This window comes from Edaphobacter bradus, assembly GCF_025685645.1.
Lineage (GTDB): Bacteria > Acidobacteriota > Terriglobia > Terriglobales > Acidobacteriaceae > Edaphobacter > Edaphobacter bradus.
In genome coordinates, this window is sequence record NZ_JAGSYF010000001.1 from 1 (window position 1) to 24,877 (window position 24,877).

The following is a 24,877-nucleotide window of genomic DNA, read 5'->3' on the forward strand; positions in this document are numbered from 1 at the left end:
GGCACGGAGATGGTGATGCCGGGCGACAACATCGCGCTGGAGATCACGCTGCACACCCCGGTGGCCATGGAGAAGGGCCTGCGCTTCGCCATCCGCGAGGGCGGACGCACCGTCGGCGCCGGTACCATCTCCGAGATCATCAAGTAAGCCGGTCTCAACGTATTCATTACCTGATCAGCGGCGGCCTTGCGGTCGCCGCTGATTTCATCAAACCGGGAGCTTTCTTTCTCCCCAGGTTTAGTGGATAATAGTGGAGGATGAGCGTGGCCTGACCGCTCCTCTCTTCCGAACTACAACTCAGGATTCTGGTTGCAGGGACCATAACCCCTGCGTTGCGGCGTGTCGGACGGATTTCTCGCAAGAGACAAAGCCTGACAATCTGCTTGCCAGCCGAAGTGGCTGGCCACGTTAGAAGGAGAACACGACTATGCGCGAGATCATCACACTCCAGTGCCCGGAGTGCAAGAACCGGAACTACTCAACCACGAAGAACAAGAAGACAACCACGGGCCGTTTGGAGTTCTCGAAGTTCTGCAATACCTGCCGCAAGCACACGGACCACAAAGAGACGAAGTAAGAGTTAGCCGTAACCCCGGCCTTGCCGGAGCCAAGAGCTAGCAGCTTTACCGGGGGAGTAAGCTCAACGGTTAAACTGTCGGTCTCCAAAACCGAACTTCTCGGTTCGAATCCGAGCTCCCCCGCCAGTTTTGCCCAGCCTTGGATGGTGGGCGCAGAACCAGCAGTACGACGAAGACTTTGAGGCGGCACTATGGCCAAGACATTAGCGGTAGCGGAACAGTCCAGCACGAGCGTGCAGCAGTTGAAGGGGCAGCCTGCCCGGATCATCAGTTTTCTGAAGGACGTGCGCAGCGAGATGCGCAAGGTGATCACGCCGTCGCGCTCTGAGGTTCAGTCGACGACGACCGTGGTGATCGTGACCGTCTTCATCTTCGCGGCGTTCTTCTGGGTGGTTGATAGCATCATCGGACGAGGCGTTCAGGCCGTGTTGCACGAGCTTACCCGGTAGACAAGCAGCAGAGGCGATCAGAAAGAAACACACACGATGCGTGAAGAAGGCAGAATCATGGCGGCAGAAGAGCAGAACCCGGAAGAGCACAAGCCTGAGGCGTCCAACGCCGGTGGCGAGCAGGCGCCGGCCGAGCAGCTGGCCCCACCGGTCAATGAGAGCTTCAAGTGGTACATCATCCACGCCTACTCGGGGTTCGAGCGCAAGGTGCGCGAGTCGCTTGAGAGCCGCATCGCCGCCTTCGGCCTGCAGAACAAGATCGGTCGCATCATGATCCCGACCGAGCCGGTCACCGAGGTTCGCAACGGCAAGAAGTACACGATTGAGCGGGTCTTCCTGCCGGGCTACGTCCTGGTGGAGATGGACCTCGACAACGACCTGTGGCACGTGATCAAGAACACGCCGCGCGTCACGGGCTTCCTTGGTACGGGCGACAATCCGGTTGCGCTCTCCGAGCAGGAGGTCAGCTCGATCCTCTTCCGCTCCGACGTCTCGAAGGACAAGCCAACGCTCAAGATCAAGTTCGACAAGGGCGAGCAGGTTCGCATCAACGAAGGACCATTCGCCAACTTCACCGGCGCGGTGGACGAGATCAACGAGGACAAGCAGACCCTCAAGGTCATGGTCAGCATCTTCGGCCGCTCCACGCCGGTTGAGATCGAGTTCTCGAAGGTGGACAAGATCGTCGAATAAGCAGGTTCAGGAACATCAAAATCAGCAGCGGGTACAGCCTGCCGCTAGAAGCATAAAGAGGATTTACTCGTATGGCACCGAAGAAGATCACTGGATACGTCAAACTTCAGATCATGGCAGGTAAGGCGACGCCCGCGCCTCCGGTCGGCCCCGCGCTGGGTCAGGCGCAGGTCAACATCATGGAGTTCTGCAAGCAGTTCAACGACCGCACCAAGGGCGCCGATCTGGCGGGCCTGACGATTCCGGTCGTCATCTCGGTTTACGCTGACCGCACCTTCTCCTTCATCACGAAGACGCCTCCGGCTCCCGTGCTGCTGCTCAAGGCCGCCGGCATCGAGAAGGGCTCGGGCACTCCGAACAAGGAGAAGAAGGGTAAGGTGACTGAGAAGCAGATCCTCGAGATCGCCAAGCAGAAGATGCCGGACATGAACGCAGCCACCGTGGAGGCAGCGGCCAAGACAATCCGTGGCACCGCCCGCTCGATGGGCATCGATGTTGTTGCCTAAGGTTATAGCAGCTGCTGTCGAGGTTCTCTGAAATGGGGTACCCCCAGGGGGGTACCCCATTTCTATGTCTCATGAATGCAACGAGATAGCGAAAACTCTTCCGCTAAGATATTGTATTCAGGGGAGTTAGAGGTCAAAATATTGAATTCAAAAGAGATAAGGCCAGGCGATTTCGCTTGGCCTTATCTCTTTTATCCACCTGCTTCTATTTTACGCACTGGAGGTAAACTGCTCTGCCACTTTTCTGAGGTTTATTTTTATCGGATAAGTCTATGTTTGTGTGCTACTTGTGTAGTTGATGGCGCTTTCCATGCCGACTTTGGGACTTGACAAGGTTCTCTGTGGAAATCTCTCGGGACGCTCCGTTTCGAGGCAGGTCGCTCTCAGGCGAAGAGCCTTTGCTGCGGCGGGCCTTCGGCGCTGAGCGATGGCTTTCTGGTGGAGCCTGGGCTGGGCAGAAGGCTGTCGTCGTCGCTGAAGCGTCGGCCGATCTTGTGGCGAAGGCGGGCGCGTTCGACGATCTGGGAAAGTTTGCGGCGGTAGTCGGCGGCGGCGAAGTCGGCGTGGTCGAAGCGGCGGGCGTACTCGGGCTCGAGGGAGGGGAAGTGCTCACGAACGAAGCTCATGTAGGTAGGACGTGAGCACGGCTTGAGGAAGAGTGGGTTGGCGGCGAAGAAGCTGGCGCCAACCTCGGCGGCGAGGCGGGCCATGCGGTCGATGGCCTCTTCGGTGTCGGTGATGCCCGGCAGAAGCGGCGAGCAGAGGATGCCGGTGGCGATGCCGGCCTGACGGAGTTCTTTGACGGCAGCGAGGCGGAGATCTGGGCGTGGGGCGCGAGGCTCGAGCAGGCGGGCGAGGGCGGCGTCGGGCGTGGTGATGGTGAGGTGGACGACGAGGCGGTTACGGCGGGCGATCTCGGTAAGGAGGTCGATGTCGCGCGTGATGAGAGGCGATTTGGTGACAATGCCGAGGTGGAAGCCTGAGTGACGGGCGAAGACCTCGAGGATGCTGCGGGTGATGCGGGCGCGGCGCTCGATGGGCTGGTAGGGATCGGTGGCGGTGCCTAGGGCAATCTCGTCGGCCGGGTCGATATGGCGGAGCTCCTGCTCAAGCAGCCAGGCGGCGTTCTGCTTGAGGAAGATGAGCCGCTCGAAGGCGAGCGGGTCACGGAGCTCCATGAACTCGTGGGTGTAGCGGGCGTAGCAGTACTTGCAGCCGAACTCGCAGCCGCGGTAGGGGTTGATGCTGTGGGCCATCCAGACAAGACGCTTTGAGGCGGTCTTGTTGAGGATGCTGCGGACGTTGAGGGCGCGGAACTCGACGAGGTGTCCGGAGTCGGAGTGCGGGGCGTGAGCGGCGAGGCGGGCGATTCCGTTGAGCCGGGCGGGCTCCGAGGACTGCCCAAGAATGGGAAAAAGGGAGGCGTCCCGCGAGGTGTCTAGTTTCGCCATTTGTTCGCCTTTCTGGAATGAGAATAGGACGGGTTTGGGAGGGCGTCAAGGGGAAGTTTTGAATAGTTCGATTTTGGACTTGGATCGGACACGTCGACTCAGGATGTGGTCATTGCAGAGAGAGGATTTAGTACACTTCGCCTATGAACTTCAACCTCGCAGAGATGCCGCTTCCGCTTCGCTTCCGGCCTGAGACGCCGATGAGCGATGAGGAACTGATGCGTTTCTGCGCGGCCAACGATGACCTGCGGGTGGAGCGCGATGCCAATGGAGAGATTCTTGTAATGACGCCTGCAGGGAACCGTACGGGGCGAATGAACGCGGCGATTATCATGGCCCTCGGCGCGTGGGCGGAGATCGATGGCCGAGGGTACGTCTTCGACTCGAACACCGGATTCACCCTTCCCGATGGCTCGATGCGCAGTCCCGATGCTGCGTGGGTGAAAAAGGCGCGGTGGGATGCTCTCGGCGAAGAAGAGAAGGAACGCTTCTCACACATTTGCCCTGAGTTCATTATCGAGTTGCGGTCCCCGAGCGATAGCCTCGTTGAGCTTCAGGCCAAGATGGACCGGTGGATCGCTAATGGGGTTGAGGTTGCGTGGCTGATCGATCCGATTGCGCAGGCGGTTTCCGTCTACCGCCGGGGTGATTCTCCGGAGATGCATTATCATCCGACTTCGGTTCAGGGAAGTGGGGTTGTGGCAGGGTTTGAGTTGGTGATGGCGCGTGTGTGGGAATAGGTTGTTACCGAGATTTGTAGACCGTAATGAAACCGACGCGGAGTTCCTTTTTCGGAACCAGATTCGTGCTGTGAGCCATAAAGTGGTCAGCGTCGATTTTGGTAACAGGACCATCCCAGCAGAAGCTAACGAAGTTCTGTGAGGCATTCTTCTCGTGCGGACGCTCGACAATAAGCGTGAAGTCTTCGATCGGTGTCTTCCAGGTATTTGCGGTTGTGAGGATGAAATCCACGTAGGAGAAGGGAACGCCGTTGTTCTGATCCGCAGCAAGCACTGAAAGCGATTTCGTTAACCTTGTGTCGAGGCAAAGGCTCCCAATTTCTTTCGTAGCTTCGGGATCTTCACCATTCAGGCCGTAGCTCACGCTGTTTGTGAATCCTAGAACCGGCGTGTATTTGTGAGATATGCGGATAGTTAAGTGTGCAGGGAAGGTTTGCTGCCAGTAATACTTCTTTTCAACTGCCCACTGGGCTACGTCCATGTCTGCTTCGTTGTCGATGAGTCCAGCATGAACCATTGAAGCTCTCTGGGCACTAGAGAGCCTGCGAATGTCTTTGGCACGCGGCGTGTCGTTGTCGAGGTGACCAAAGGTTGCGATGTCGACGCCATATTTTTGGAGAATGGGTGATACATCGCGCCCCTTCAACTTTGCCTTCACTTCCACGTTGAATTTCACAGGCTTGTCTTCGACAGTGAGGCGAAAATCATCAAACCCCTGTTGAGCAGGCGAGTAATGAGTCCAATCCATCTCGTAAGGCGGCACCGGAAATGCAACTTCAGTCGTAATGTCCTCATTGGTATCGTTTCTGAATACGTAATCTACCGAAACGTTCCTGGGGCTGATCCGCAAAACTTCTTTTTGCATGGAGATGCGGGTTTCCCGCTTCATCACTATGCCTCCTGCTGCGATTGACGCCGCACCATCATCCGCGCGAACAGGACACGAGATGTAAAGGGCTGAGGAAAGGACGAGAAGAACTCTTCTGATGATTTGCATTGGCGATAGCTACATTCTTGCACGCACGAGAGTTGCCTAAGTTAAGGCAATTATCATTGACGCGACCATCGATTTCCGGCATACTCAAAAGAGCGTCTCAACTTGCCGTTGAGCGCAGTCGATGACCACGCCCGGAGGGAACAGGCTCCGATGGGGTGGGAGATGAGGAAAGATGGCCAGGAAGATTTCGAAGAATTTGGCGAAGGCGCGTGCGCTCGTTGAGCCCCGTCCTTACGTTCTCGCGGACGCGGTTCCGCTTCTCCAAAAAGCAAAGTATGCGAAGTTCGACGAGACCGTCGATCTGACGATGCGTCTTGGTGTGGATCCCAAGCATGCCGACCAGATGGTGCGTGGCACGGTGGTTCTGCCGCATGGCCTGGGCAAGACCAAGGTCGTGGCCGTTATCGCCTCGGGCGATAAGGTTCGCGATGCCGAGGCGGCGGGCGCTGAGTTCTTCGGCGGCGAAGAGCTGGTCGAGAAGATCCAGAAGGAGAACTGGACGGCGTTCGATGCGCTGATCGCGACTCCCGACATGATGAAGTCAGTTGGCCGTCTGGGTAAGGTGCTTGGACCGAAGGGCTTGATGCCGAATCCTAAGACCGGCACGGTGACGACGAATGTGGCCGACGCTGTGAAGGAGATCAAGGCCGGTAAGGTCGAGTTCCGCACGGACAAGACGGCTCTGGTTCACGTTCCCGTGGGCAAGCTCTCGTTCGATCCGCAGAAGCTGATCGACAACGCAACCACCGTAATTACGAGCGTGGTGAAGGCGAAGCCTTCGGCGGCCAAGGGTAAGTACATCAAGAGCGTGACGCTGAGCTCGACGATGGGCCCTGGGATTCAGCTTGACTACTCGGCTGCCGAGGCAGCAGGCAAGGCATAAGTTTTTCGATTCAGCCGCGCACGTGGCGCGATTTTCAGCTAGCAGCTAAGAGCTAGCAGCTAAAGGCTAGGTTTTTATGGCACTGTCCAGATCACAGAAGTCGGAGAAGATTAAGAAGCTGGCGGGCGAGCTTGAGGGCTCGAGCTCGGCGATCATCGGCACCTTCAGCGCACTGACCGCGTCGAAGGACTTCGAGCTCCGCAAGACGATTCGTAATGCAGGCGGCAGCTACCACGTCGTCAAGAACAAGCTGGCCGAACGCGCCAGTGAGGGCACCAAGATCGAGGCCGCTCTGAAGGGCCTAAAGGGCGTCAACGCTGTGGCTTATACCGCGGGCGATCCCGTGGCTCTGGCCAAGGCGCTCTCGACCTGGGTGAAGGATAACTCGGAGTTCACCTTCAAGCTTGGCATCGTTGATGGCAAGGTCCTCAACGTCGAGGAGATTACTGCTCTGGCGACGATGCCGGGCAAGGAAGAGCTCTTTGCGAAGCTTCTGTTCCTTATCAACGCTCCGGCGCAGCGTCTGGCTACCGTCATCAATGCGACTGGCCGCGATCTCGCTGTGGTTGTCAACCAGGGAGTGGAGAAGGGCAAGTTTGGCGGCGCAGCGGCTCCGGTGGCGGCAGTTGAGGCACCGGTGGCCGAGGCTCCGGCGGCGGAGGTCCCTGCTGCAGAGGCTCCCGCGGCAGAGGCGTAAAACAAGTTTCGTCTGACCGCTGCCGGGTGCGCCATGTCTGGGCGCAACGGAAACCCGGGAGAGATCAGGCACCCGAGGCTCAAGAGGGCTTCGGGCAGGCAATAGGCAATACAGAGTTTAGATTTTTCGAATTGGAGAAAGAAAAATGGCGGACATTCAGCAGTTGGAAGATTCAATCGTTAGCCTGAGCCTCCTTGAGGCCTCGGCTCTGGTCAAGAAGCTCGAAGAGCGTCTCGGCGTCTCGGCGGCGGCGGCAGCGGTTGCTGCTGCTCCGGCGGCCGGTGGCGGCGCGGCTGCTCCTGCGGTCGAGGAGAAGACCGAGTTCACCGTCATCCTGAAGGATGCGGGCGCGAACAAGATCAACACCATCAAGGCTGTGCGCGAAGTCACCGCCCTTGGGCTGAAGGAAGCCAAGGACTTGGTCGACGGCGCTCCCAAGCCTCTGAAGGAGAACGTCTCGAAGGAAGACGCGGCTGCCATCGCCAAGAAGTTCGAGGGCGTCGCGACTGTTGAGATCAAGTAGTCGTCAACCAGTTGCATCGCCGGGCGGAACGCGATATTCTTTATCTGGAGATAAAGATTCGTTTCCGCTCCGGCGTGCTATTTGGCGGGCAAATGGTTTAGGCGAAAGACTTTAGGGGTTGTACTCCGGTCCATCCTGGCAGGGTGCAGGTTAAGGGGCCGGCCATTATGTGCTTCGAGCGGCGGAAGTGCGTGGTGCAATGGGCTTTAGAGCAAGCGGCAGCAACTTTGGGGCAGGCGAGCCTCAAATGGCGGCAGGCATTTACACGATTACTATAGAAACAGTGCACAAGTCGACTTTTGCGCTCATGGGACGCGCTGTCCCTGTGAGCGCTTTGCCGTGTTTGCGCCTAGTTTCCGCTCCTGGAGCGGTCAGGTAACGGCAGCACGCGTTCTTTATAGCAGCTTAAGGGCGCGAGTCGACAGTAAAAGCTTGAAGTTTTACGGGGCCGGGAAGCACGAGACGGCAAGACATTCTGCGCACGGGCTTGCCGCAATCGAGGGACGGCGGGACCCGACGATTTACAGACTGCGCACACAGTATCACACCGGAGGGCAGCACCGAGCCCTCCCCGAACGACCGGGCAGCCGAGATGCATCAGAGTGCTTCGATGCGGGCAGCCAGGGTTGGGAGGCCTCGAAGGTGAGTTTTCAGGAGAGAGCATGTCCAGCGAAACGCGCGCGATCCGCAGCCGTCTAGATTTTTCCAAGATTCCAACCGCAATTGAAATCCCCAACCTCATCGAAGTTCAGCGCCGCAGCTATGAGCGCTTCCTGCAGATGGACAAGCTCCCGCAAGAGCGCGAGGACAACGGCCTGCAGTCGGTCTTTACCTCGGTCTTCCCGATCACCGACTTCCGCAACGTCTCTGAACTTGAGTTTGTCGATTACTCAATCGGCAACTGGGAGTGCAAGTGCGGCTATCTTAAGGGTCTCAACCACCTGCGCACGGCCTGCACGCACTGCGGCCATATGGTTATCACTGACCCCTTCCACCCGGGCGACGTGCTTTGCAATTTCTGCGGAACCTACAACAAAAACACTCCTGACTTCTGCACCAAGTGCGGTGACCCCGTTGGGCTGCAGCTGAAGTACGACCAGGCTGAGTGCGAAGAGCGCGGCATGACCTACTCGGCTCCGCTGAAGGTCACAATCCGCCTGAAGATCTACGACAAGGACCCGGAGACAGGAGTCAAGAGCCTCCGGGACATGAAGGAGCAGGAGGTCTTCTTCGGCGACATTCCGTTGATGAGCCAAAACGGCACCTTCATCGTGAACGGGACGGAGCGCGTCATCGTCTCGCAGCTCCACCGCTCGCCCGGCGTCTTTTTCGAGACGGCGAACAACCGCACCTACTTCCTCGGCAAGATCATTCCGTACCGCGGCAGCTGGGTTGAGTTCGAATACGACCAGAAGAACACCCTCTACGTCCGCATCGACCGCAAGCGCAAGTTCCTCGGCACCATCTTCCTGCGCGCGCTTGGCCTGCGCACCGATGAGGAGATCCTCAAGACCTTCTACACGGTCGACACCATCAACGTGAAGGACGGCAAGCTGAGCTGGAAGGTCGCGCCTGAGGGCACGCCGACCAACCTGCAGGGCACGCGTCCGGCCGCGGCTGTTGTGGTCAAGGGTGAGGAGCTTGCTCCGGCCACCCGCAAGATCTCAGCTCACTCACTCAAGGGCCTGCGCTCGCACAAGATCGAGCAGGTCGATGTTGAGACCAGCGAGTTCGACGGCGCGATGATCGCGGCCGATGTAGTCGATCTGACAACCGGCGAGCTGCTCTACGAGGCCAACCAGGAGCTTACCGCCGACAAGCTGCACAAGATCCAGCAGTCGGGCGTGACCAGCTTCGAGGTCTTCTTCCCCGAGCGCGATGATGTTGGCAACATCATCAGCAACACGCTGCGTCGCGACTCGGTGCGCAAGCCTGAAGAGGCTCTGATCGAGATCTACCGCAAGCTGCGTCCCGGTGACCCCCCGACGCTCGATACGGCGACTTCGCTCTTTGAAGGCATGTTCTTCGATGCGCGCAAGTACGACTTCTCGCGAGTGGGCCGGCTGAAGTTCAACATCAAGCTTTACGAGAACCAGGACGCTACAGGCCTCGACAAGCGCACGCTGACGCCGGAGGACTTCTACGGCACGATCCGCTACCTGCTCAAGCTGCGGAAGAACATCGGTGTCGTGGACGACATCGACCACCTTGGCAACCGTCGCGTCCGCGCGGTTGGTGAGCTCATGGAGAACCAGTTCCGCATCGGCCTGGTTCGCATGGAGCGCGCGATCAAGGAGAAGATGTCGGTCTACCAGGAGATGTCGACGGCGATGCCGCACGACCTCATCAACGCGAAGCCTGTGATGGCCGCGATCCGCGAGTTCTTCGGCTCCTCGCAGCTCTCGCAGTTCATGGACCAGACGAACCCGCTCTCAGAGATCACGCACAAGCGCCGCCTGTCGGCCCTTGGGCCCGGTGGTCTTTCGCGTGAGCGCGCGGGCTTCGAGGTGCGCGACGTGCACCCGACGCACTACGGCCGCATCTGCCCGATTGAGACGCCGGAAGGCCCGAACATCGGTCTGATCTCTTCGCTGTCGTGCTTCGCGCGTATCAACGAGTACGGCTTCATCGAGTCGCCCTACCGCAAGGTGAAGGACGGCAAGGTTCTCGACTACGTCTCGGTGACGAATGCCGGCGAGAGTGGTCTGCGTCAGGGAGACTCCCTCGAGATCAACGAGGCGAAGAAGCTCAACGACCACCTGAAGAAGGACAAGAAGCGCACCATGGATCTTGCTCCCTTCAGCTTCTACCTTTCGGCCTGGGAAGAAGACCGCCACACCATCGCTCAGGCGAACGTCGAGCTCGATGAGAGCCAGCACATCGTGCAGGACATCGTCGATGCCCGCCGCCAGGGCAACTTCGTTCTCGTCAACAAGTCCGAGGTGGACTACGTTGACGTCTCGCCGAAGCAGCTTGTCTCAGTTGCCGCATCGCTTGTACCATTCCTCGAGCACGACGACGCGAACCGCGCTCTGATGGGTGCGAACATGCAGCGCCAGTCGGTTCCTCTGCTGGTCTCCGAGGCTCCTCTGGTCGGCACGGGAATGGAGGGCGTCACCGCTCGCGACTCCGGCGCCGTCATCCTGGCCAAGCGCAACGGCATCGTGGACTCGGTTGACTCCGAGCGCATCATCGTGCGCGTCGAGGGTGAGCATCATCCGACGCAGCTCTCGCGTGAGGTCGGCAGCGACATCTACCAGCTCACGAAGTTCAAGCGCTCCAACCAGAACACCTGCATCAACCAGAAGCCGATCGTCCGCAAGGGTGACCGCGTCCTGAAGGGGCAGGTGATCGCTGACGGTCCGTGCACGGAGCAGGGCGAGCTTGGTCTCGGCCGCAACGTGCTGGTGGCCTTCATGCCGTGGCGCGGTTACAACTTCGAGGACGCGATCCTGATCTCGGAGAAGCTGGTCCGCGAGGACTACTACACCTCAATCCATATCGAGGAGTTCGAGATCGAGGCCCGCGACACGAAGCTGGGACCGGAAGAGATCACGCGCGACATCCCGAACGTCTCGGAGCATGCTCTGCGTGACCTCGACGAGTCGGGCATCATCCGCATCGGAGCCAAGATCGGTCACAATGACATCCTCGTCGGCAAGGTGACGCCGAAGGGCGAGACGCAGCTCACTCCTGAAGAGAAGCTGCTCCGCGCCATCTTCGGTGAGAAGGCCGGCGACGTTCGCGACGCCTCGCTCACATGCCCTCCGGGCATTGAGGGCACGGTGGTCGACGTCCGCATCTTCTCCCGCAAGGGCCAGGAGAAGGACGAGCGCGCCAAGCAGATCGAGCAGGAGATGATCGAGAAGCTCGAGCGCAACCTCGCCGATGAGATCCGCATTCTCACCGATGAGCGCCTGAAGCGCCTCGAGGCCATCCTCGGTGGCAAGGAGGTTCAGGCCGATCTGCACGACGAGCGCACCAACAAGAAGCTGCTCTCGAAGGGCGAGGTTCTGAACCGCGACACCATCGAGCTTATCTCGACGCGCAACCTGAAGCGTATTCGCTACGCCGACAAGGACCCCCGCGTCAACGAGCAGATCGATGAGATCGAAGAGATGACCTCGCGCCAGATCGACGTTCTGCGCAAGATTACGAACGAGAAGATTGCGAAGATGTCGAAGGGCGACGAACTCGCTCCGGGCGTCATCAAGATGGTGAAGGTCTACGTTGCGATGAAGCGCAAGCTTTCGGTCGGCGACAAGATGGCCGGCCGCCACGGCAACAAGGGCGTCATCGCTCGCATTCTGCCGGAAGAGGACATGCCGTACCTCCCGGACGGAACGCCGGTCGAGATCGTTCTGAACCCGCTGGGCGTGCCTTCGCGTATGAATGTCGGGCAGATCCTCGAGACGCACCTTGGCTGGGCTGCACACGAACTCGGCAAGCAGGTCGCCGAACTCGCTGCGCAGCACGACAAGGCCAGCGAAGTCCGCGAACTCTTCAAGGCGCGCTTCGCCAACACTGCAGCTCTCAGGCAGCTTCTGGCGCTGGACGACGAGCAGACTCTGCGCGTCGCCGCCGGCATGAAGCGCGGCATCTGGTTCGGCACGGCAGTCTTCGACGGCGCGCGCGAGACCGAGATCAAGGCACTGCTCGCAGCCGCGGGCTTGCCGACCTCGGGCAAGAGCCAGCTCTTCGACGGCATGACGGGCGACGCGTTTGAGCAGCCTGCAACTGTGGGCTACATCTACATGCTCAAGCTGTCGCACCTTGTCGACGACAAGATCCACGCTCGCTCGATCGGGCCGTACTCGCTGATCACCCAGCAGCCGCTGGGAGGTAAGGCCCAGTTCGGCGGACAGCGCTTCGGTGAGATGGAGGTCTGGGCGCTCGAAGCCTACGGCGCCGCCTACATCCTGCAGGAGCTGCTCACCGCCAAGTCCGACGACGTCTTTGGCCGTACGAAGATCTATGAGGCCATCGTCAAGGGCGAGGCAGCGATCGAGCCCGGTGTTCCGGAGTCGTTCAACGTGCTCATCCGCGAGCTCCAGTCGCTCTGCCTTGACGTGGAACTGATCAAGCAAAGCGACCAGAAGAAGCAGCCGCTGCCCGCAATCGCGGCAGCCGATTAGCTCCGGACCGCCAGCCTCTCGCCAATTGCGGAGACTGGCGGGACGAAGCCGCCAGGGATATTGAATTGATGCAGCGCACCATCGGCTGCGAAGAAGACAAGCAGCAGTAAACAGGCAGCGAAGGCTAACCAGCCAAGCCGCCAGGAGAGACAAAAACATATGTTCCGCTCCAGCCCATTTGAACTGACCGGCCCTATCGCCGACTTCGACGCGATCAAGATTCAGCTCGCCAGCCCGGAGAAGATCCGCAGCTGGTCGCACGGCGAAGTCACCAAGCCCGAGACCATCAACTACCGCACGTTCAAGCCCGAACGCGACGGCCTTTTCTGCGCCCGCATCTTCGGCCCCATCACCGACTGGGAATGCCTCTGCGGCAAGTACAAGCGCATGAAGCATCGCGGAGTCATCTGCGACAAGTGCGGCGTCGAAGTCACACTGTCGAAGGTCCGCCGTGAGCGCCTCGGTCACATTGAGCTCGCCAGCCCCTGCTCGCACGTGTGGTTCTTCAAGGGCCTGCCGTCGCGCATCGGCCACCTGCTGGATATCTCGCTGCGCGAGCTTGAGGCAGTGCTCTACTTCGAGTCGTATGTCGTGGTCGATCCAGGCGACGCTCCGGTGAAGGAGCGCGAGGTCATCAAGGACGAGAACCGCTTCCGAGAGCTCGACCAGCAGTACCGCCCCACGGGCTTCAAGGCCATGATGGGCGCCGAAGCCATCAAGGAGCTGCTCAAGCGCGTCGATGTCGCCGAGCTGGCGATCGAGCTGCGCGAGCGCATGAAAGCCGAGGCCTCGCTGCAGAAGAAGCTCAAGTATTCGAAGCGCCTCAAGATCGTTGAGGCCTTCCGCAAGTCCGACAACAAGCCGGAGTGGATGATCCTCGACGTGATTCCGGTCATTCCGCCTGAGCTTCGCCCGCTGGTTCCTCTGGACGGCGGCCGCTTTGCTACGTCGGACCTGAACGATCTATACCGCCGCGTGATCAATCGCAACAACCGCCTCAAGAAGCTCATGGACCTTCATGCGCCTGAGGTCATCGTGCGCAACGAAAAGCGCATGCTGCAGGAGGCCGTCGATGCGCTGTTCGACAACGGTCGCCGTGGCCGCGTGCTGCGCGGTGCGAACAACCGTCCGCTGAAGTCCCTTTCCGACACGCTGAAGGGCAAGCAGGGACGCTTCCGCCAGAACCTGCTCGGCAAGCGTGTGGACTACTCCGGCCGCTCGGTGATCGTCGTTGGACCTGAGCTGAAGCTGCACCAGTGCGGTCTTCCCAAGAAGATGGCGCTCGAGCTCTTCAAGCCGTTCATCTATCACCGGCTCGAGCAGACCGGCCACTGCACGACCATCAAGCAGGCCAAGGAGATGGTGGAGCTGCAGGAGCCCATCGTGTGGGACATCCTCGAAGAGGTCATCAAGGACCACCCGGTGCTGCTGAACCGCGCTCCGACACTGCACCGCCTCGGCATCCAGGCCTTTGAGCCTGTGCTCGTCGAAGGCAAGGCGATCAAGATTCATCCGCTCGTCTGCACCGCCTTCAACGCGGACTTCGACGGCGACCAGATGGCCGTGCACATCCCGCTCTCGCCTGAGGCGCAGATCGAAGCCAGCGTGCTGATGCTCGCCTCGCACAACATCCTCTCGCCCGCGAGCGGCCAGCCAATCACGGTGCCGACGCAGGACCTCGTGCTCGGCCTCTACTACCTCACCAAGGCGAAGGTCAACGCCAAGGGCGAAGGCCGCGTCTTCGCCAATATCGAAGAGGTGCTGATGGCGCTCGAAGCAGGCCAGGTCGAGACGCTGACGCCTATCCGTCTGCGCCACACCGGCCCTGTCCTCGACATGACCACGGCGTACGACGATCAGGACATCACGCACACCGAGCCGGTCGAGTTCAACAAGCAGTACATCAACACCACGGTCGGCCGCGCCATCCTCAACGATGCGCTTCCCGAGGGCATGCCGTACATCAACGGCCTGCTCAAGAAGAAGGGAATCGGCCAGCTCGTCAACTACTGCTACCTCAACCTCGGCCTCGAGACCACCGTCAAGACCCTCGACAGGATCAAGGACCTCGGCTTCCGTTACGCCACCAAGTCCGGCCTCTCCGTCGGCCTCGACGACATGGTCATCCCGGAGTCGAAGTACACCGTCGTCGGTGACGCCGAGAAGCAGGTCATCAACGTCCAGCAGCAGTACCTTGATGGCGCCATCACCAACGGTGAGCGCAACAACAAGGTCATCCAGATGTGGTCTGCCGTGACCGAAAAGGTCGCCGACGAGATGTTCAACAACATGAAGCGCGCCGACAAGGAAGGAGCCATGAACCCGATCTACATCATGGCCGACTCCGGAGCCCGCGGATCCAAACAGCAGATCCGCCAGCTCTCCGGCATGCGTGGTCTGATGGCCAAGCCCTCGGGTGAAATCATCGAGACCCCCATCACGGCGAACTTCCGCGAGGGCCTCACCGTGCTGCAGTACTTCATCTCGACGCACGGCGCTCGTAAGGGTCTGGCCGATACCGCACTCAAAACCGCGGACTCGGGCTACCTCACCCGCCGCCTCGTAGACGTCGCGCAGGATGTCATCATCTCGCAAAACGACTGCGGCACCGTCGAGGGCATCTACGTCACGCCGATCATCGAAGCTGGCGAGACCATCGAGCCCCTGCGCGACCGCATCATTGGCCGCGTTTCGCTCGAGAAGCTCAAGGACTACGAAGGCAAGACCATCGTCGATATCAATCAGGAGATCGACGAAGACCTCGCCAGCGCAATCCAGGCTGCCGGTATCGAGCGGGTGAAGATCCGCTCCGTGCTGACCTGCGAGTCCAAGCGCGGCGTCTGCATCCTCTGCTACGGCCGCAACCTCGGCTCGGGCAAGATGGTGGAGATGGGCGAGGCCGTCGGCGTCATCGCGGCGCAATCCATCGGCGAGCCCGGCACGCAGCTCACGATGCGTACCTTCCACATCGGCGGAACGGCATCGCGCGTCTCCGACGCCTCGCACATCGAGGCCAAGAACGCCGGTACCGTGCGCTTCATCAACCTGGTCACCGTGCGCGCTAAGTCGGGCGACCTGGTCGCGATGAACCGCAACGGCTCGGTCGCCATCGTCGACGAGAAGGGCCGCGAGAAGGAGCGCTACGCGATCGTCTACGGCGCCAAGCTGAAGGTTGAGGACGGCTCTACCGTCGCCCTTGGCGACAAGCTCGGCGAGTGGGATCCTTACACGTTCTCGCTGCTGACGGAGATCGCCGGCACGGTCCAGTTCAAGGACCTGCAGGAGGGCGTCACGCTGAACGAAGAGATCGACGAGGTCACTGGCCTCTCGCGTCTCGTCGTCACCGATTCGCCCGACGAGAAGCGTCAGCCGACCATCGTCATCAAGTCGGCTACCGGCAACAAGCGGTACCTGATGCCGAGCCGCGCTCACCTTATGCTGGCCGACGGCGACGAGGTATCCCCCGGCGACATCCTTGCCAAGATCCCGCGCGAAACCACGCGCACCAAGGACATCACCGGTGGTCTGCCGCGAGTTGTCGAGTTGTTCGAGGCCCGCAAGCCGCGCGACCCGGCAATCATCTCGAAGATCGACGGCGTCGTTCGCTTCGGCGAGGTCTCCAAGGGCCAGCGCAAGGTCTACGTCACCGCCGACAACGGTCAGGAAGAGGAGTACAGCGTACCGCGTGGTGTGTACATCAACGTGCAGGAAGGTGAACGCCTCCGCGCCGGTGATGCGCTCATCGACGGTCCGCGCAACCCGCACGACATTCTGGAAGTCCTCGGCGAGCGTGCACTGCAGCAGTACCTCGTCAACGAGATCCAGGAGGTCTACCGGTTGCAGGGCGTGGCCATCTCGGACAAGCACATCGAGACCATCGTCCGGCAGATGCTCCGCTGGGTGAAGATCGAGGAGGTCGGCGATACCAACTTCCTCATCGACCAGCAGACGGACCGCTTCCGCTTCAACGCGGAGAACCAGCGCGTCCTGATGACGGGCGGACGTCCGGCGATTGGCCGCTCGCTTCTGCTCGGCATCACCAAGGCGTCGCTCTCGACCGACTCCTTCATCTCGGCAGCCTCCTTCCAGGAGACCACCCGCGTCCTCACCGAAGCCTCGATCAACGGCTCGATGGATACGCTGCGCGGCCTCAAGGAGAACGTCATCGTCGGCCGCCTCATCCCCGCCGGCACTGGCATGGAGTACTACCGCAACGTCCAGCTCTCACCGGAGCTCGAAGAAGCGGCAGCCCAGGTCCAGGCCGAGGTCCAGGAAGCGCACGACGCCGAAGAGCGCGAGCTCGAAGCCATGCGCATGGAAGGCGAACAGGAAGAAATGGCCGCCGAATAAGCGTAGCTGCAGGCCGCAATACCATAACGGCAGGGCTTCGGCCCTGCCGTTATCTTTTCTTAAATATTTGCTTGGTAATCAACCATTTACAGACTAAGCTAATTCCGGCCCGCGCTTTGCATTCTTGAGGAGCTTAATGCAAAATCCACCTATCAGTTTTGAAGAAGTTAAGAAGATGCTTGCGAAACCCAGCATAGCGTCTATCAAGAGTTGGCTCGTATCACAGGGCATTACTCTTACAGCGAATACCAAAGATGCACTGGCAGAACGGGTTCTCAAGGTCCTTGAGGACGGGAAGATCTCCGAATCACAATTGCAGGCCGGTCTACTCGAAATTGAGGAATGTGGTGGGAAGCGTATTCATCTATTCCGAATCGAGCCGACGTCGAAAAATCATAAGACGATTCAAAAGCAGATGACTTCACTATCAGTCGTATTCAGCGCGGTTAGGGTACATGCTCCATCCTCGGTTACTGGTACGAAGCTCGTTTACATTACTGATGACGGCATCACGATTCGCGCGAAATGGGCAGAAAAGCACACGAAGTATGTTTCTCAATTGCCACTGCTCTCCTATCGGACCGAACATCCGATAAAGATCGTGGTTCTTGACTACAACCGCAAAACCGGCGTTGTGCAGCTACGCTACGACAAACCGGAACGCGGACACCCGCACGGAACAAACGGGCGGCCTTCGAAAGACGAATATTTTCTGCACTTCAAAAACGTCGTTGAGGCGATGTTTGGAATCACCCTTGATGCGGTAGAACTAAGACCGAGCTTGGACAAGATTATCAACGCGAAGCCAACTCTTGTGGAGGTAGCTCTTAACGAGCAACTTACCGATGACGGCCTCATCATCAAAGTGTCATCGAAAGTGAAAGGAAAGGACATAAGGAGTGGAAAGGACTGGGACGCGATGGCGAAGTATGGCGCTCCGGTCAGAACACACGAAGTCGAGAGCCTGAACTGGCTCTCGGCCCCTTCGAAGACTGCCCTCTCTCGACGCGTGTTCACTCATATTGATGGAAGAGCGAGTTTTGTTCGTTTTGACGCTGCATGCCACGAGGCGGAGATTAACTATGTCCTTTCGCACTTGGTTTAGAGGAAGCGCAATCCAGAAGACCTCGCCGAGGACTGAAGAGGTAGTTCGGAAGGTCTCCGTTTATTTGCAAAGTCGACCGGAGCAAACTGTTTTCTATCCGCAGGTCGTTGCTGCCGCCGTACACGAATCGGAGGCGGCGGTCCTTGCGGCCTTCAGTATCCTCGAAGACGAAGGTATCGCTTCTCCTCGATACGGAACGTTTTGCAAACGCGACTCGGTTCCTCTCGATGAGTTTAAACTCGGTGATGAGCTACCCGAAATCTCGCTCTGCCCTAGTTGCGACGAGGAAGTGTCCTTGCGAGACGGGACGATGGAGGCAGAGCTCTATTTCGTAGTTGGCCATGAGAAGCTCTCCCGTCGGATGAAAGCGGCCGCATAAGAATGCCCACTTCGTTCGACAAGGCTCAGACACTTCAGGCCCAATATGCAGCCGAGAGAGATCCTGCGTTGAAAGACCGGATCGGAAAAGCGCTCGACCGCTATTACGCCCATGATCTAAAGGAGGAACGACAGAAACTGAGAATCGCCAAACCCCACTATGGTTTGGCTCGCGTACTTGTGACTCTTACGGTTTGTCTCGTCGTCCTCTTTTGTTGCGTGGCTGCTGTCGAATTCTTTTTTCCCGCTCTGCCCGTCTCTAAGACAATCATCGCAGCGGTGGCTGTCTTCCTTGTAGTGGCCGCATTCGGTCTTCTTGTACTGGGCCGCCTAAGTGAAGAGGGTGCTTCTGGGGTCGTCGGTCACGCAGTGAGCCTCCTCACGGGCGGTCTGAAGCCGAATGGAATTTCAGCGAAACCCTCAGCGCGCGTACGACTTCCCCCATCGACGTCAAACGCACCGGTAGCTGATTTTGAAACAGATACAAAGACAATATCGGCTGCAGCAGAAGATGCGAGCGACGAGGGCGCCTCAAAATAAACCTGTACGTGGCGGGTGGTCCGTTGGAAGCCCGCAGACCATCATCTGCGATTCTCAGCCATGATCGCTTTTCGGCCATAGTAGCTGATCAGATAGAACGCAACTCCGAAAGAGATAATGTCCTTGAAGAGAAACAGGCCGAGATTGTTCATGTAATGGATGCCGTGAACCACGATGGTGTCATCCGGAGTCGTGATCAACATGGAGCTTGTGGTGAAGAACATGCCGACTAGAATGATCCCGCCCACAATGCCTGCTTTAGGTCTAAAGTAGCCAATGATCAGTAGGATTGCCGCTGTCCATTCAGTGGCCCCGATCATATCCCCCAGAACATATGGTCCAAAGACCTTGAGTTGCAAACTGGTAAGTGGGCTGTTACTGACGAGCGGGATGATGCCCTCTGCTCCGGGTGCCGTCATTTTGAACTTGCCTGCCCACAGCAACATCACGATCATTCCAATGCTGCAAACAAGGAAAGCGATATTTCGATCTGCAACAAACGCTGCAATCTTTGTTAGAACACTCTTCGCCTGCAGTTTGTTACCTGTGTTCGCTTGAGATCCGCGCACACCATCGCCCGACGCCTCAGCGGATGTAGGTTCAATCATAAAGGACTCCTTCATATGATCCATCGTCCGTCAAATATTGAAGGCCGATTTGAAACACTGTCAACACCCGTAGCGGTGACGATCCGACGAGAGTAGGACGGGTGGTCCACCCTGCTGTCACTCCCCGACCAGCCACAAATGATCGAGTGCCCCATCCTTCGCGCATTTTGCGAAGGGTGGGAGTGGAGAGAGTTAACCACCTACAATCCCTGCAAATTCGCATGTCAAGCCCTCCGGCGGTCGTCAAAATTCAAGGCCAGTCCATCAATCCGCAGAAAGCAAACCATTTAGGTCGCAGAAATATTCTCAGCAGAACTGGCAGAGCAGTTTCACCTAATCTCATAAAATAGAACCAGAGACAAGAGAACCGATGGCCCGGTCCAATAAACCGGGCCATATCTCTTTTAGAATCAGGATTTTGACATCTAACCCATTTAGATGGAATATTTTAGCCTGTTGAAACCTGCCAAATCGCTGTGCTGATTGAATTTATAGCCCACATGGGGGGAGGGGGAGGGGTGTGGAATGCTCCTGTTGGTTCACCGCATCCAAAATCCATGCGCCTGTTCGTTGGCTTGCCCGTCCCAGCCGAATTAGCTAAGAACCTCGCCCGGCTCGCGCGAGCGATAGCGATACCAAAGGCTCGCTGGACTGCGCCGGAGAACCTTCACCTCACGCTTGTCTTTCTCGGCGAGGTCGCTGAAGACAGGCTTGCCTCTATTGAGCGTGAGTTGGCTGGGCTGGAGTTCACGCCCTTCCAGATAAAGCTGACCAGCCTGGGCAATTTCCCGCGGGTCGGCGTTCTCTTCGCCGAGGTCGAACCCGCCCCGAGGCTTCTCCATCTTCAGGCGCAGGTCGTCGAGCGCATGGCTCGCTGCGGCTTTGCTCCGGAGGAGCGCCCGTACCATCCGCACATCACGCTCGCGCGCTTTCGCTCACCGCTGCGGTTCAATAGGGGCCAGAGCGCGCTCCCGTCGCAGATGCGGCGCACCTTCAGCGTGGAGACTGTCAATCTTTACCGCAGCGACTTAGGCCCGGGCGGCTCGCGCTATACAGTTCTCAGCCAGAAGATGGCAGACAGCGGTTCAGCGCGAAGCGACATTCGCTAATCGGCTGGGGTGCCCTATCTACGACGCCCTTCGGTGCGTGTCCGATTCTCGCTTCCCCCAAAGAAAAATGGGCGAACCGAAGAGGTCCACCCTTAGTTGAGAAAAGCAGCAGGGCAGTGAACTACTGAAGTCCGTTCTGAATCGTGATATGGAGATTTACGGGAACGGCTGTGGGATGATGGTTCAAGGAGCCAGGCTGAAAGCGGTACTGCTTCACTGCTTCGAGAACGTTGTTGTCGATGTCCGCGCCGGCCGAGAGAACGATCTTCGGGTTCGAAGGAACGCCCTTCTCGTCGACGAGCAACGAGACGACGGCCTGCCGGTCGATTCCGCTGCGGAAAGCCAGGCTTTCACTGGACGACGAAATGGCAACGGTGTGGATCAGCCTAGGTGCGGTAACACCGGTGGTGACGCGAACGGGGGCCGTTGCAGCGGTCTCAGCTGCGCCGGTGATCTCTGCAGGCGCTGTCAGCTTGGATTCGAGAACCGTAGCAGAAGTCTGGGGTTGAGCAGGCGAATTTGCCTGGGCATGAAGCAAGGCGGGGGAAAGGGCAAGGGCGGCTGCAAGAAATCTGCGCATTGATGTCATCCTCCGGGCTTAGAAGTACCCATCACCACTATAGTAATAAAGAAGTACGATTGTCAATAAGAATATTAGCTAAACATGTATCCTGTTTATTTTGTGTTCCTTATTTTGAGTGCGAGGCTTCCGGAAAAGAAATATCCGCGTCGGAGCCGTAACCGATAAGACAGGTGCAACGCTTTCATTCTGCGCGGGTTGCTCTACGAAGGTATGCAGGTTGAGAGATCAAACCGAAGAGGTAGAAGCGCTCGTCGATGTAACCGAGGGCGTCGCTTTTCGTCCTCAGGAGCCCAGGGATTGTCACGAAGCCTGGAGAACGCTGTATTCTGCTCGGCATGAAAATTCTCATCATCGATATCGGCGGCACTCACGTTAAGGTTGCCTCCACCGATCAGCGGGTTCCCGTCAAGATTCTCTCAGGCCCAACGATGACAGCCGCGGACATGGCCCGGGAGGTACTTGCGGTAACGAAGAGCTGGGATTACGACTGCATCTCGATCGGCTATCCGGGACCGGTCTTCCACGATCACCCTCTTGCTGAGCCTCACAACCTCGCTCCCGGCTGGATTGACTTTCCTTATCAGAAGACCTTTGGCAAGCCCATCCGCTTCATCAACGATGCGGCGATGCAGGCGCTCGGCGGCTACCGGGGAGGCCGCATGCTCTTTCTCGGCGTCGGCACCGGCCTCGGCTCCGCGATGATCGTTGACGGCAACGTCATTCCTCTCGAACTGGCGCACTTGCCCTACAGGAAAGGTCGTACCTATGAAGAGTACATTGGCCTCGAAGGCCTGGAGCGCCGCGGCAAGAAGCTGTGGCGAGAGTCTGTTCTGGACATCATTGATCTCTTGAAGGCTGCGCTGATCTGCGATTCTGTGCTGCTGGGCGGCGGCAACGCCAAGTTGATGAAGGGGCTTCCGCACCACGTCATTCTCGGTTCGAACAGCAACGCCATCGAAGGAGGTCTCCGATTGTGGCAGAACGCCGACGAGCTGAAGGTGCTCTTCCAGCCGGAGGAGCCGCAGGCAGCTGGTTCGAAGAAGAAGGCGCGCAGCAAGCGCTGAGCTGGCTGCGGGTGCGACAAAACCGGCTCAACAATGTTTAGAGAGCGACGCTCTGCAAGAGACTGATGCTGCCGCACTCGCGGACCGCAGCGATGAAGTCCTTGGCGGGTACCGGCCCGGCGATGAAATTTCCCTGTGCCTCATCGCACTTCCTGCGCTGCAGGAAGCGCAACTGCTCGTCGGTCTCGACGCCTTCCGCCACCACGCGAATAGCCAGCCCGTGCGACATCGCTATGATCGTCCTTACCACTGCGGCTGCGTTCGGGTCGGTGCCGGTCTGTTTCACGAAGCTCTGGTCGATCTTCAACCGGTCGACCTGATACTGCAGCAGGTAGGAGAAGCTGGAGAAACCGGTGCCGAAGTCATCGATCGAGATTCGCACGCCCAATTCGCGAATCTTCTGCAACTTGTCCAGATTGTCTCCGGAGTTCACCATCAACATGCTCTCGGTGATCTCGACCTCGAGGCTCCGAGCCGAGAGCCCGCTCGCGACCAGTGCGTGCTCGATAACCTGCACCAGGTTTCTCTGCTGGAACTGACGCGGCGACAGATTGATCGACACCGTCATATCGGAGCCCAGCTCGTCCTGGAGCGCCTTGCCCTCGCGGCACGCCGTTATGATGGCCCACTCGCCGATCGGCACGATCAGGCCCGTCTCCTCGGCCAGGGGGATGAACTGCGACGGCGGAACCGATCCCAGCTTGGGATGGTCCCAGCGCAGGAGCGCCTCCATGCCAGTCACCATTCCGGTCGACAGCGAGACCTGCGGCTGGTAGCGAAGATGAAGCTCGCCGTTTGCCAGCGCGTGCCGGAGTCCATGCTCCATCGAGAGCCGGTCGGCAGTCACCTTCAGCATGTCTTCGCTGAAGATCTGGTGCTGATTGCGCCCATTCTCCTTGGCCGCATACATGGCCGAGTCGGCGCGTTTCAAAAGATGCTTCGCGTCGGGCGCGAAGTCAGGGTAGATACAGACGCCGACGCTTGCGGTGACATTCACCAGGTGGCTCTCAACCTCAATCTCCGGCGCAAGCTTCGCGACGAGGTTGGCTGCGCACTGTTCCACGTCCGCGACGCTGGTGATGTCGGGCATGACGACGATAAACTCGTCCCCTCCCACCCGCGACACAATGTCGGTGCTGCGCACGGAACGTCGCAGCCGGTTGGCTGTTTCGACCAGAATGTAGTCGCCTGACGAGTGACCGAGCGAGTCGTTGATCCGTTTGAACTGGTCAAGATCGATCATGAATACTGCGACCTTGGTCCCATAGCGCCGCGCCCGTTCCACGGCCTCCACCGTCTTGTCGCGCAGCAGAGAGCGTCCCAGGAGCCCTGTCAGCTGATCGTGCGTCGCCAGGTGTGTCACGTAGCTCATCATCTGGCGCCGCTCGGTGATGTCGATGGCGATTCCGACAAAGCCGGTAACCTCGCCTGTATCGGAGGTCACAGCACGCATCGCGAGGCTGATCGGCGCCTGGGTTCCGTCGCCGCGGATCAGCGTGCACTCCTTCTCGTCCATCTCACCTGCGGCCGCGCCCGCAGTCAGAGCCCCAAACCCTGTCTGCTCGGGCGTGTCCATCCGGTCGCCGCCTGCGGCCAACGCGGCCAGTTCCTTCTCGTCGTGCAGGAGCGTCAGCGGGGCTTTGCCGACAAGGTCCTCGCGGCTGTAGCCCGTGAGCTTCTCCGCAGCGGCGTTCATTGCGGTGATCGTACCCTCTGTATCAGTGGCGATGATGCTGAAGGGAGCGTTCTGGAAGACCGAGTCGGTAAACTCGACCAGGTGTTCGTAGCGTTCCTGGGTCACTTTCTGTGCGCTGACGTCGCTACAGGTAATCGCCACTCCATCTCCTAGCTTGATCACCTGGAACCGCACCCAGCTGGCATGCAGGCTCCCCGGCGGGACAGGGAACTCTTCGTTGAGAGGTGCGCCTGTGCGCACAACCTCGCAACACTTGCCAAAGATACCGGGCTCCGGTGGGAAGGGTGTCACCGCGGACAGCAGCTGGCCCACGAGGGCCGTGCGGGGTCTCCCGGTCAGAGTCTCTGAGTTTGCGTTGACGTACTGGATCCGAAAGTCAACGATCTCGCCGGCGCTGTTGCGCACTGACTCCAGGATCGAGAAGGCATCCAGGCTGGCCTCGGCGGCGGCCAGAAACTTCAACTGCGCCTGCTGGGCGCTGCGGAGTTCTATATTTCGGTCATGCTCGTGCCACAGCGCCCACAGGGCCGCGCCGACTCCCACGACCGCCATGACAACGGCGATCAGTGCAACGAGTTGAGGACCATGATTCATGCGCCAAAAAAACCACAATCCAAGGCAAACGGGTGCGAACACCGGGCCGAATTTCATACTTATGGCCGTGGACGATCGAACACCCAAGTCCTCAAACAAGTACCTCAATCGTGCACATCTGGTAACAATCGTTCGAATATCAGAGCAAACGTGTTCCGGTAGTTAATTGTTGCTTGAAACCTATCATCCGTCACGTTC

General features: G+C 58.9%; 21 protein-coding genes and 1 tRNA gene. 17 read left to right on the forward strand and 5 right to left on the reverse strand.

The features are described from left to right. The 6 genes from OHL16_RS00005 to rplK form a co-directional block, all read left to right on the forward strand. A partial coding sequence (locus OHL16_RS00005; protein ID WP_449506057.1) for an EF-Tu C-terminal domain-related protein occupies positions 1 to 147 on the forward strand: 147 nt, incomplete at its 5' end. A gap of 280 nt (positions 148 to 427) precedes the next feature. Next, positions 428 to 577, forward strand: a complete 150-nt coding sequence (gene rpmG, locus OHL16_RS00010) for a 50S ribosomal protein L33 (protein WP_013579310.1) — start codon at positions 428 to 430, stop codon at positions 575 to 577. A 51-nt stretch (positions 578 to 628) separates the two neighbouring features. Then, positions 629 to 704: transfer RNA gene (locus tag OHL16_RS00015), tRNA-Trp, on the forward strand. Positions 705 to 769: 65 nt separating this feature from the next. Next, entirely contained in the window at positions 770 to 1,027 is a 258-nt protein-coding gene (gene secE, locus OHL16_RS00020) for a preprotein translocase subunit SecE (protein WP_263365026.1), read from the forward strand. 57 nt (positions 1,028 to 1,084) lie between these two features. Further along, a complete protein-coding gene (gene nusG / locus OHL16_RS00025) occupies positions 1,085 to 1,720 on the forward strand; it encodes a transcription termination/antitermination protein NusG (protein WP_263365027.1) in 636 nt (211 codons plus the stop codon). 71 nt (positions 1,721 to 1,791) lie between these two features. Further along, positions 1,792 to 2,226 (forward strand): 50S ribosomal protein L11, encoded by a 435-nt coding sequence (gene rplK, locus OHL16_RS00030; protein WP_263365028.1) that lies wholly within the window; start codon positions 1,792 to 1,794, stop codon positions 2,224 to 2,226. Between the two features lie 383 nt (positions 2,227 to 2,609). Here rplK and OHL16_RS00035 read toward each other — a convergent pair whose 3' ends face one another. After that, positions 2,610 to 3,677, reverse strand: a complete 1,068-nt coding sequence (locus tag OHL16_RS00035; RefSeq protein ID WP_263365029.1) for an SPL family radical SAM protein — start codon at positions 3,675 to 3,677, stop codon at positions 2,610 to 2,612. A gap of 143 nt (positions 3,678 to 3,820) precedes the next feature. Between OHL16_RS00035 and OHL16_RS00040 the strand changes: the two genes are divergently transcribed. Beyond that, entirely contained in the window at positions 3,821 to 4,417 is a 597-nt protein-coding gene (locus OHL16_RS00040) for a Uma2 family endonuclease (RefSeq protein ID WP_263365030.1), read from the forward strand. Between the two features lie 4 nt (positions 4,418 to 4,421). Here the strand turns inward: OHL16_RS00040 and OHL16_RS00045 are convergent, their stop codons facing one another. Continuing rightward, positions 4,422 to 5,414 (reverse strand): DUF4424 domain-containing protein, encoded by a 993-nt coding sequence (locus OHL16_RS00045; RefSeq protein WP_263365031.1) that lies wholly within the window; start codon positions 5,412 to 5,414, stop codon positions 4,422 to 4,424. Between the two features lie 172 nt (positions 5,415 to 5,586). Between OHL16_RS00045 and rplA the strand changes: the two genes are divergently transcribed. The 8 genes from rplA to OHL16_RS00085 all read left to right on the forward strand — a co-directional run bounded on the left by rplA (position 5,587) and on the right by OHL16_RS00085 (position 19,025). Then, entirely contained in the window at positions 5,587 to 6,297 is a 711-nt protein-coding gene (gene rplA, locus OHL16_RS00050) for a 50S ribosomal protein L1 (RefSeq protein WP_263365032.1), read from the forward strand. 76 nt (positions 6,298 to 6,373) lie between these two features. Further along, positions 6,374 to 6,994 carry a 50S ribosomal protein L10 gene (gene rplJ, locus OHL16_RS00055; protein ID WP_263365033.1) on the forward strand — a complete coding sequence of 207 codons (621 nt, stop codon included), beginning with the start codon at positions 6,374 to 6,376 and terminating at the stop codon, positions 6,992 to 6,994. A 145-nt stretch (positions 6,995 to 7,139) separates the two neighbouring features. Next, on the forward strand, positions 7,140 to 7,517 hold the full coding sequence (gene rplL / locus OHL16_RS00060) for a 50S ribosomal protein L7/L12 (protein ID WP_263365034.1): 378 nt from the start codon (positions 7,140 to 7,142) through the stop codon (positions 7,515 to 7,517). A 662-nt stretch (positions 7,518 to 8,179) separates the two neighbouring features. Beyond that, on the forward strand, positions 8,180 to 12,652 hold the full coding sequence (rpoB, locus tag OHL16_RS00065) for a DNA-directed RNA polymerase subunit beta (protein ID WP_263365035.1): 4,473 nt from the start codon (positions 8,180 to 8,182) through the stop codon (positions 12,650 to 12,652). 159 nt (positions 12,653 to 12,811) lie between these two features. Further along, positions 12,812 to 17,002 (forward strand): DNA-directed RNA polymerase subunit beta', encoded by a 4,191-nt coding sequence (gene rpoC / locus OHL16_RS00070; protein ID WP_263365036.1) that lies wholly within the window; start codon positions 12,812 to 12,814, stop codon positions 17,000 to 17,002. A gap of 136 nt (positions 17,003 to 17,138) precedes the next feature. Then, a complete protein-coding gene (locus OHL16_RS00075; RefSeq protein WP_263365037.1) occupies positions 17,139 to 18,107 on the forward strand; it encodes a hypothetical protein in 969 nt (322 codons plus the stop codon). Then, the gene (locus tag OHL16_RS00080) at positions 18,085 to 18,486 is read left to right on the forward strand and encodes a hypothetical protein (RefSeq protein ID WP_263365038.1); all 402 of its coding nucleotides are present in this window, start codon (positions 18,085 to 18,087) and stop codon (positions 18,484 to 18,486) included. The genes OHL16_RS00075 and OHL16_RS00080 overlap by 23 nt, the downstream gene beginning before the upstream one ends. A gap of 2 nt (positions 18,487 to 18,488) precedes the next feature. Further along, complete coding sequence (locus OHL16_RS00085) at positions 18,489 to 19,025, forward strand: hypothetical protein (protein WP_263365039.1); 537 nt, start codon at positions 18,489 to 18,491, stop codon at positions 19,023 to 19,025. Between the two features lie 41 nt (positions 19,026 to 19,066). Here the strand turns inward: OHL16_RS00085 and OHL16_RS00090 are convergent, their stop codons facing one another. Then, complete coding sequence (locus OHL16_RS00090; protein ID WP_263365040.1) at positions 19,067 to 19,633, reverse strand: DUF417 family protein; 567 nt, start codon at positions 19,631 to 19,633, stop codon at positions 19,067 to 19,069. 557 nt (positions 19,634 to 20,190) lie between these two features. Here OHL16_RS00090 and thpR point away from each other — a divergent pair. Then, positions 20,191 to 20,742, forward strand: coding sequence for an RNA 2',3'-cyclic phosphodiesterase (gene thpR, locus OHL16_RS00095; protein WP_263365041.1), 552 nt, complete (start codon positions 20,191 to 20,193; stop codon positions 20,740 to 20,742). Between the two features lie 121 nt (positions 20,743 to 20,863). Here the strand turns inward: thpR and OHL16_RS00100 are convergent, their stop codons facing one another. Then, entirely contained in the window at positions 20,864 to 21,322 is a 459-nt protein-coding gene (locus tag OHL16_RS00100) for an energy transducer TonB (protein ID WP_263365042.1), read from the reverse strand. Between the two features lie 338 nt (positions 21,323 to 21,660). Between OHL16_RS00100 and OHL16_RS00105 the strand changes: the two genes are divergently transcribed. Then, entirely contained in the window at positions 21,661 to 22,389 is a 729-nt protein-coding gene (locus OHL16_RS00105) for an ROK family protein (RefSeq protein ID WP_263365043.1), read from the forward strand. A 37-nt stretch (positions 22,390 to 22,426) separates the two neighbouring features. Here OHL16_RS00105 and OHL16_RS00110 read toward each other — a convergent pair whose 3' ends face one another. Beyond that, positions 22,427 to 24,679, reverse strand: coding sequence for a sensor domain-containing protein (locus OHL16_RS00110; RefSeq protein WP_263365044.1), 2,253 nt, complete (start codon positions 24,677 to 24,679; stop codon positions 22,427 to 22,429). Between the last annotated feature and the right edge of the window lie 198 nt (positions 24,680 to 24,877).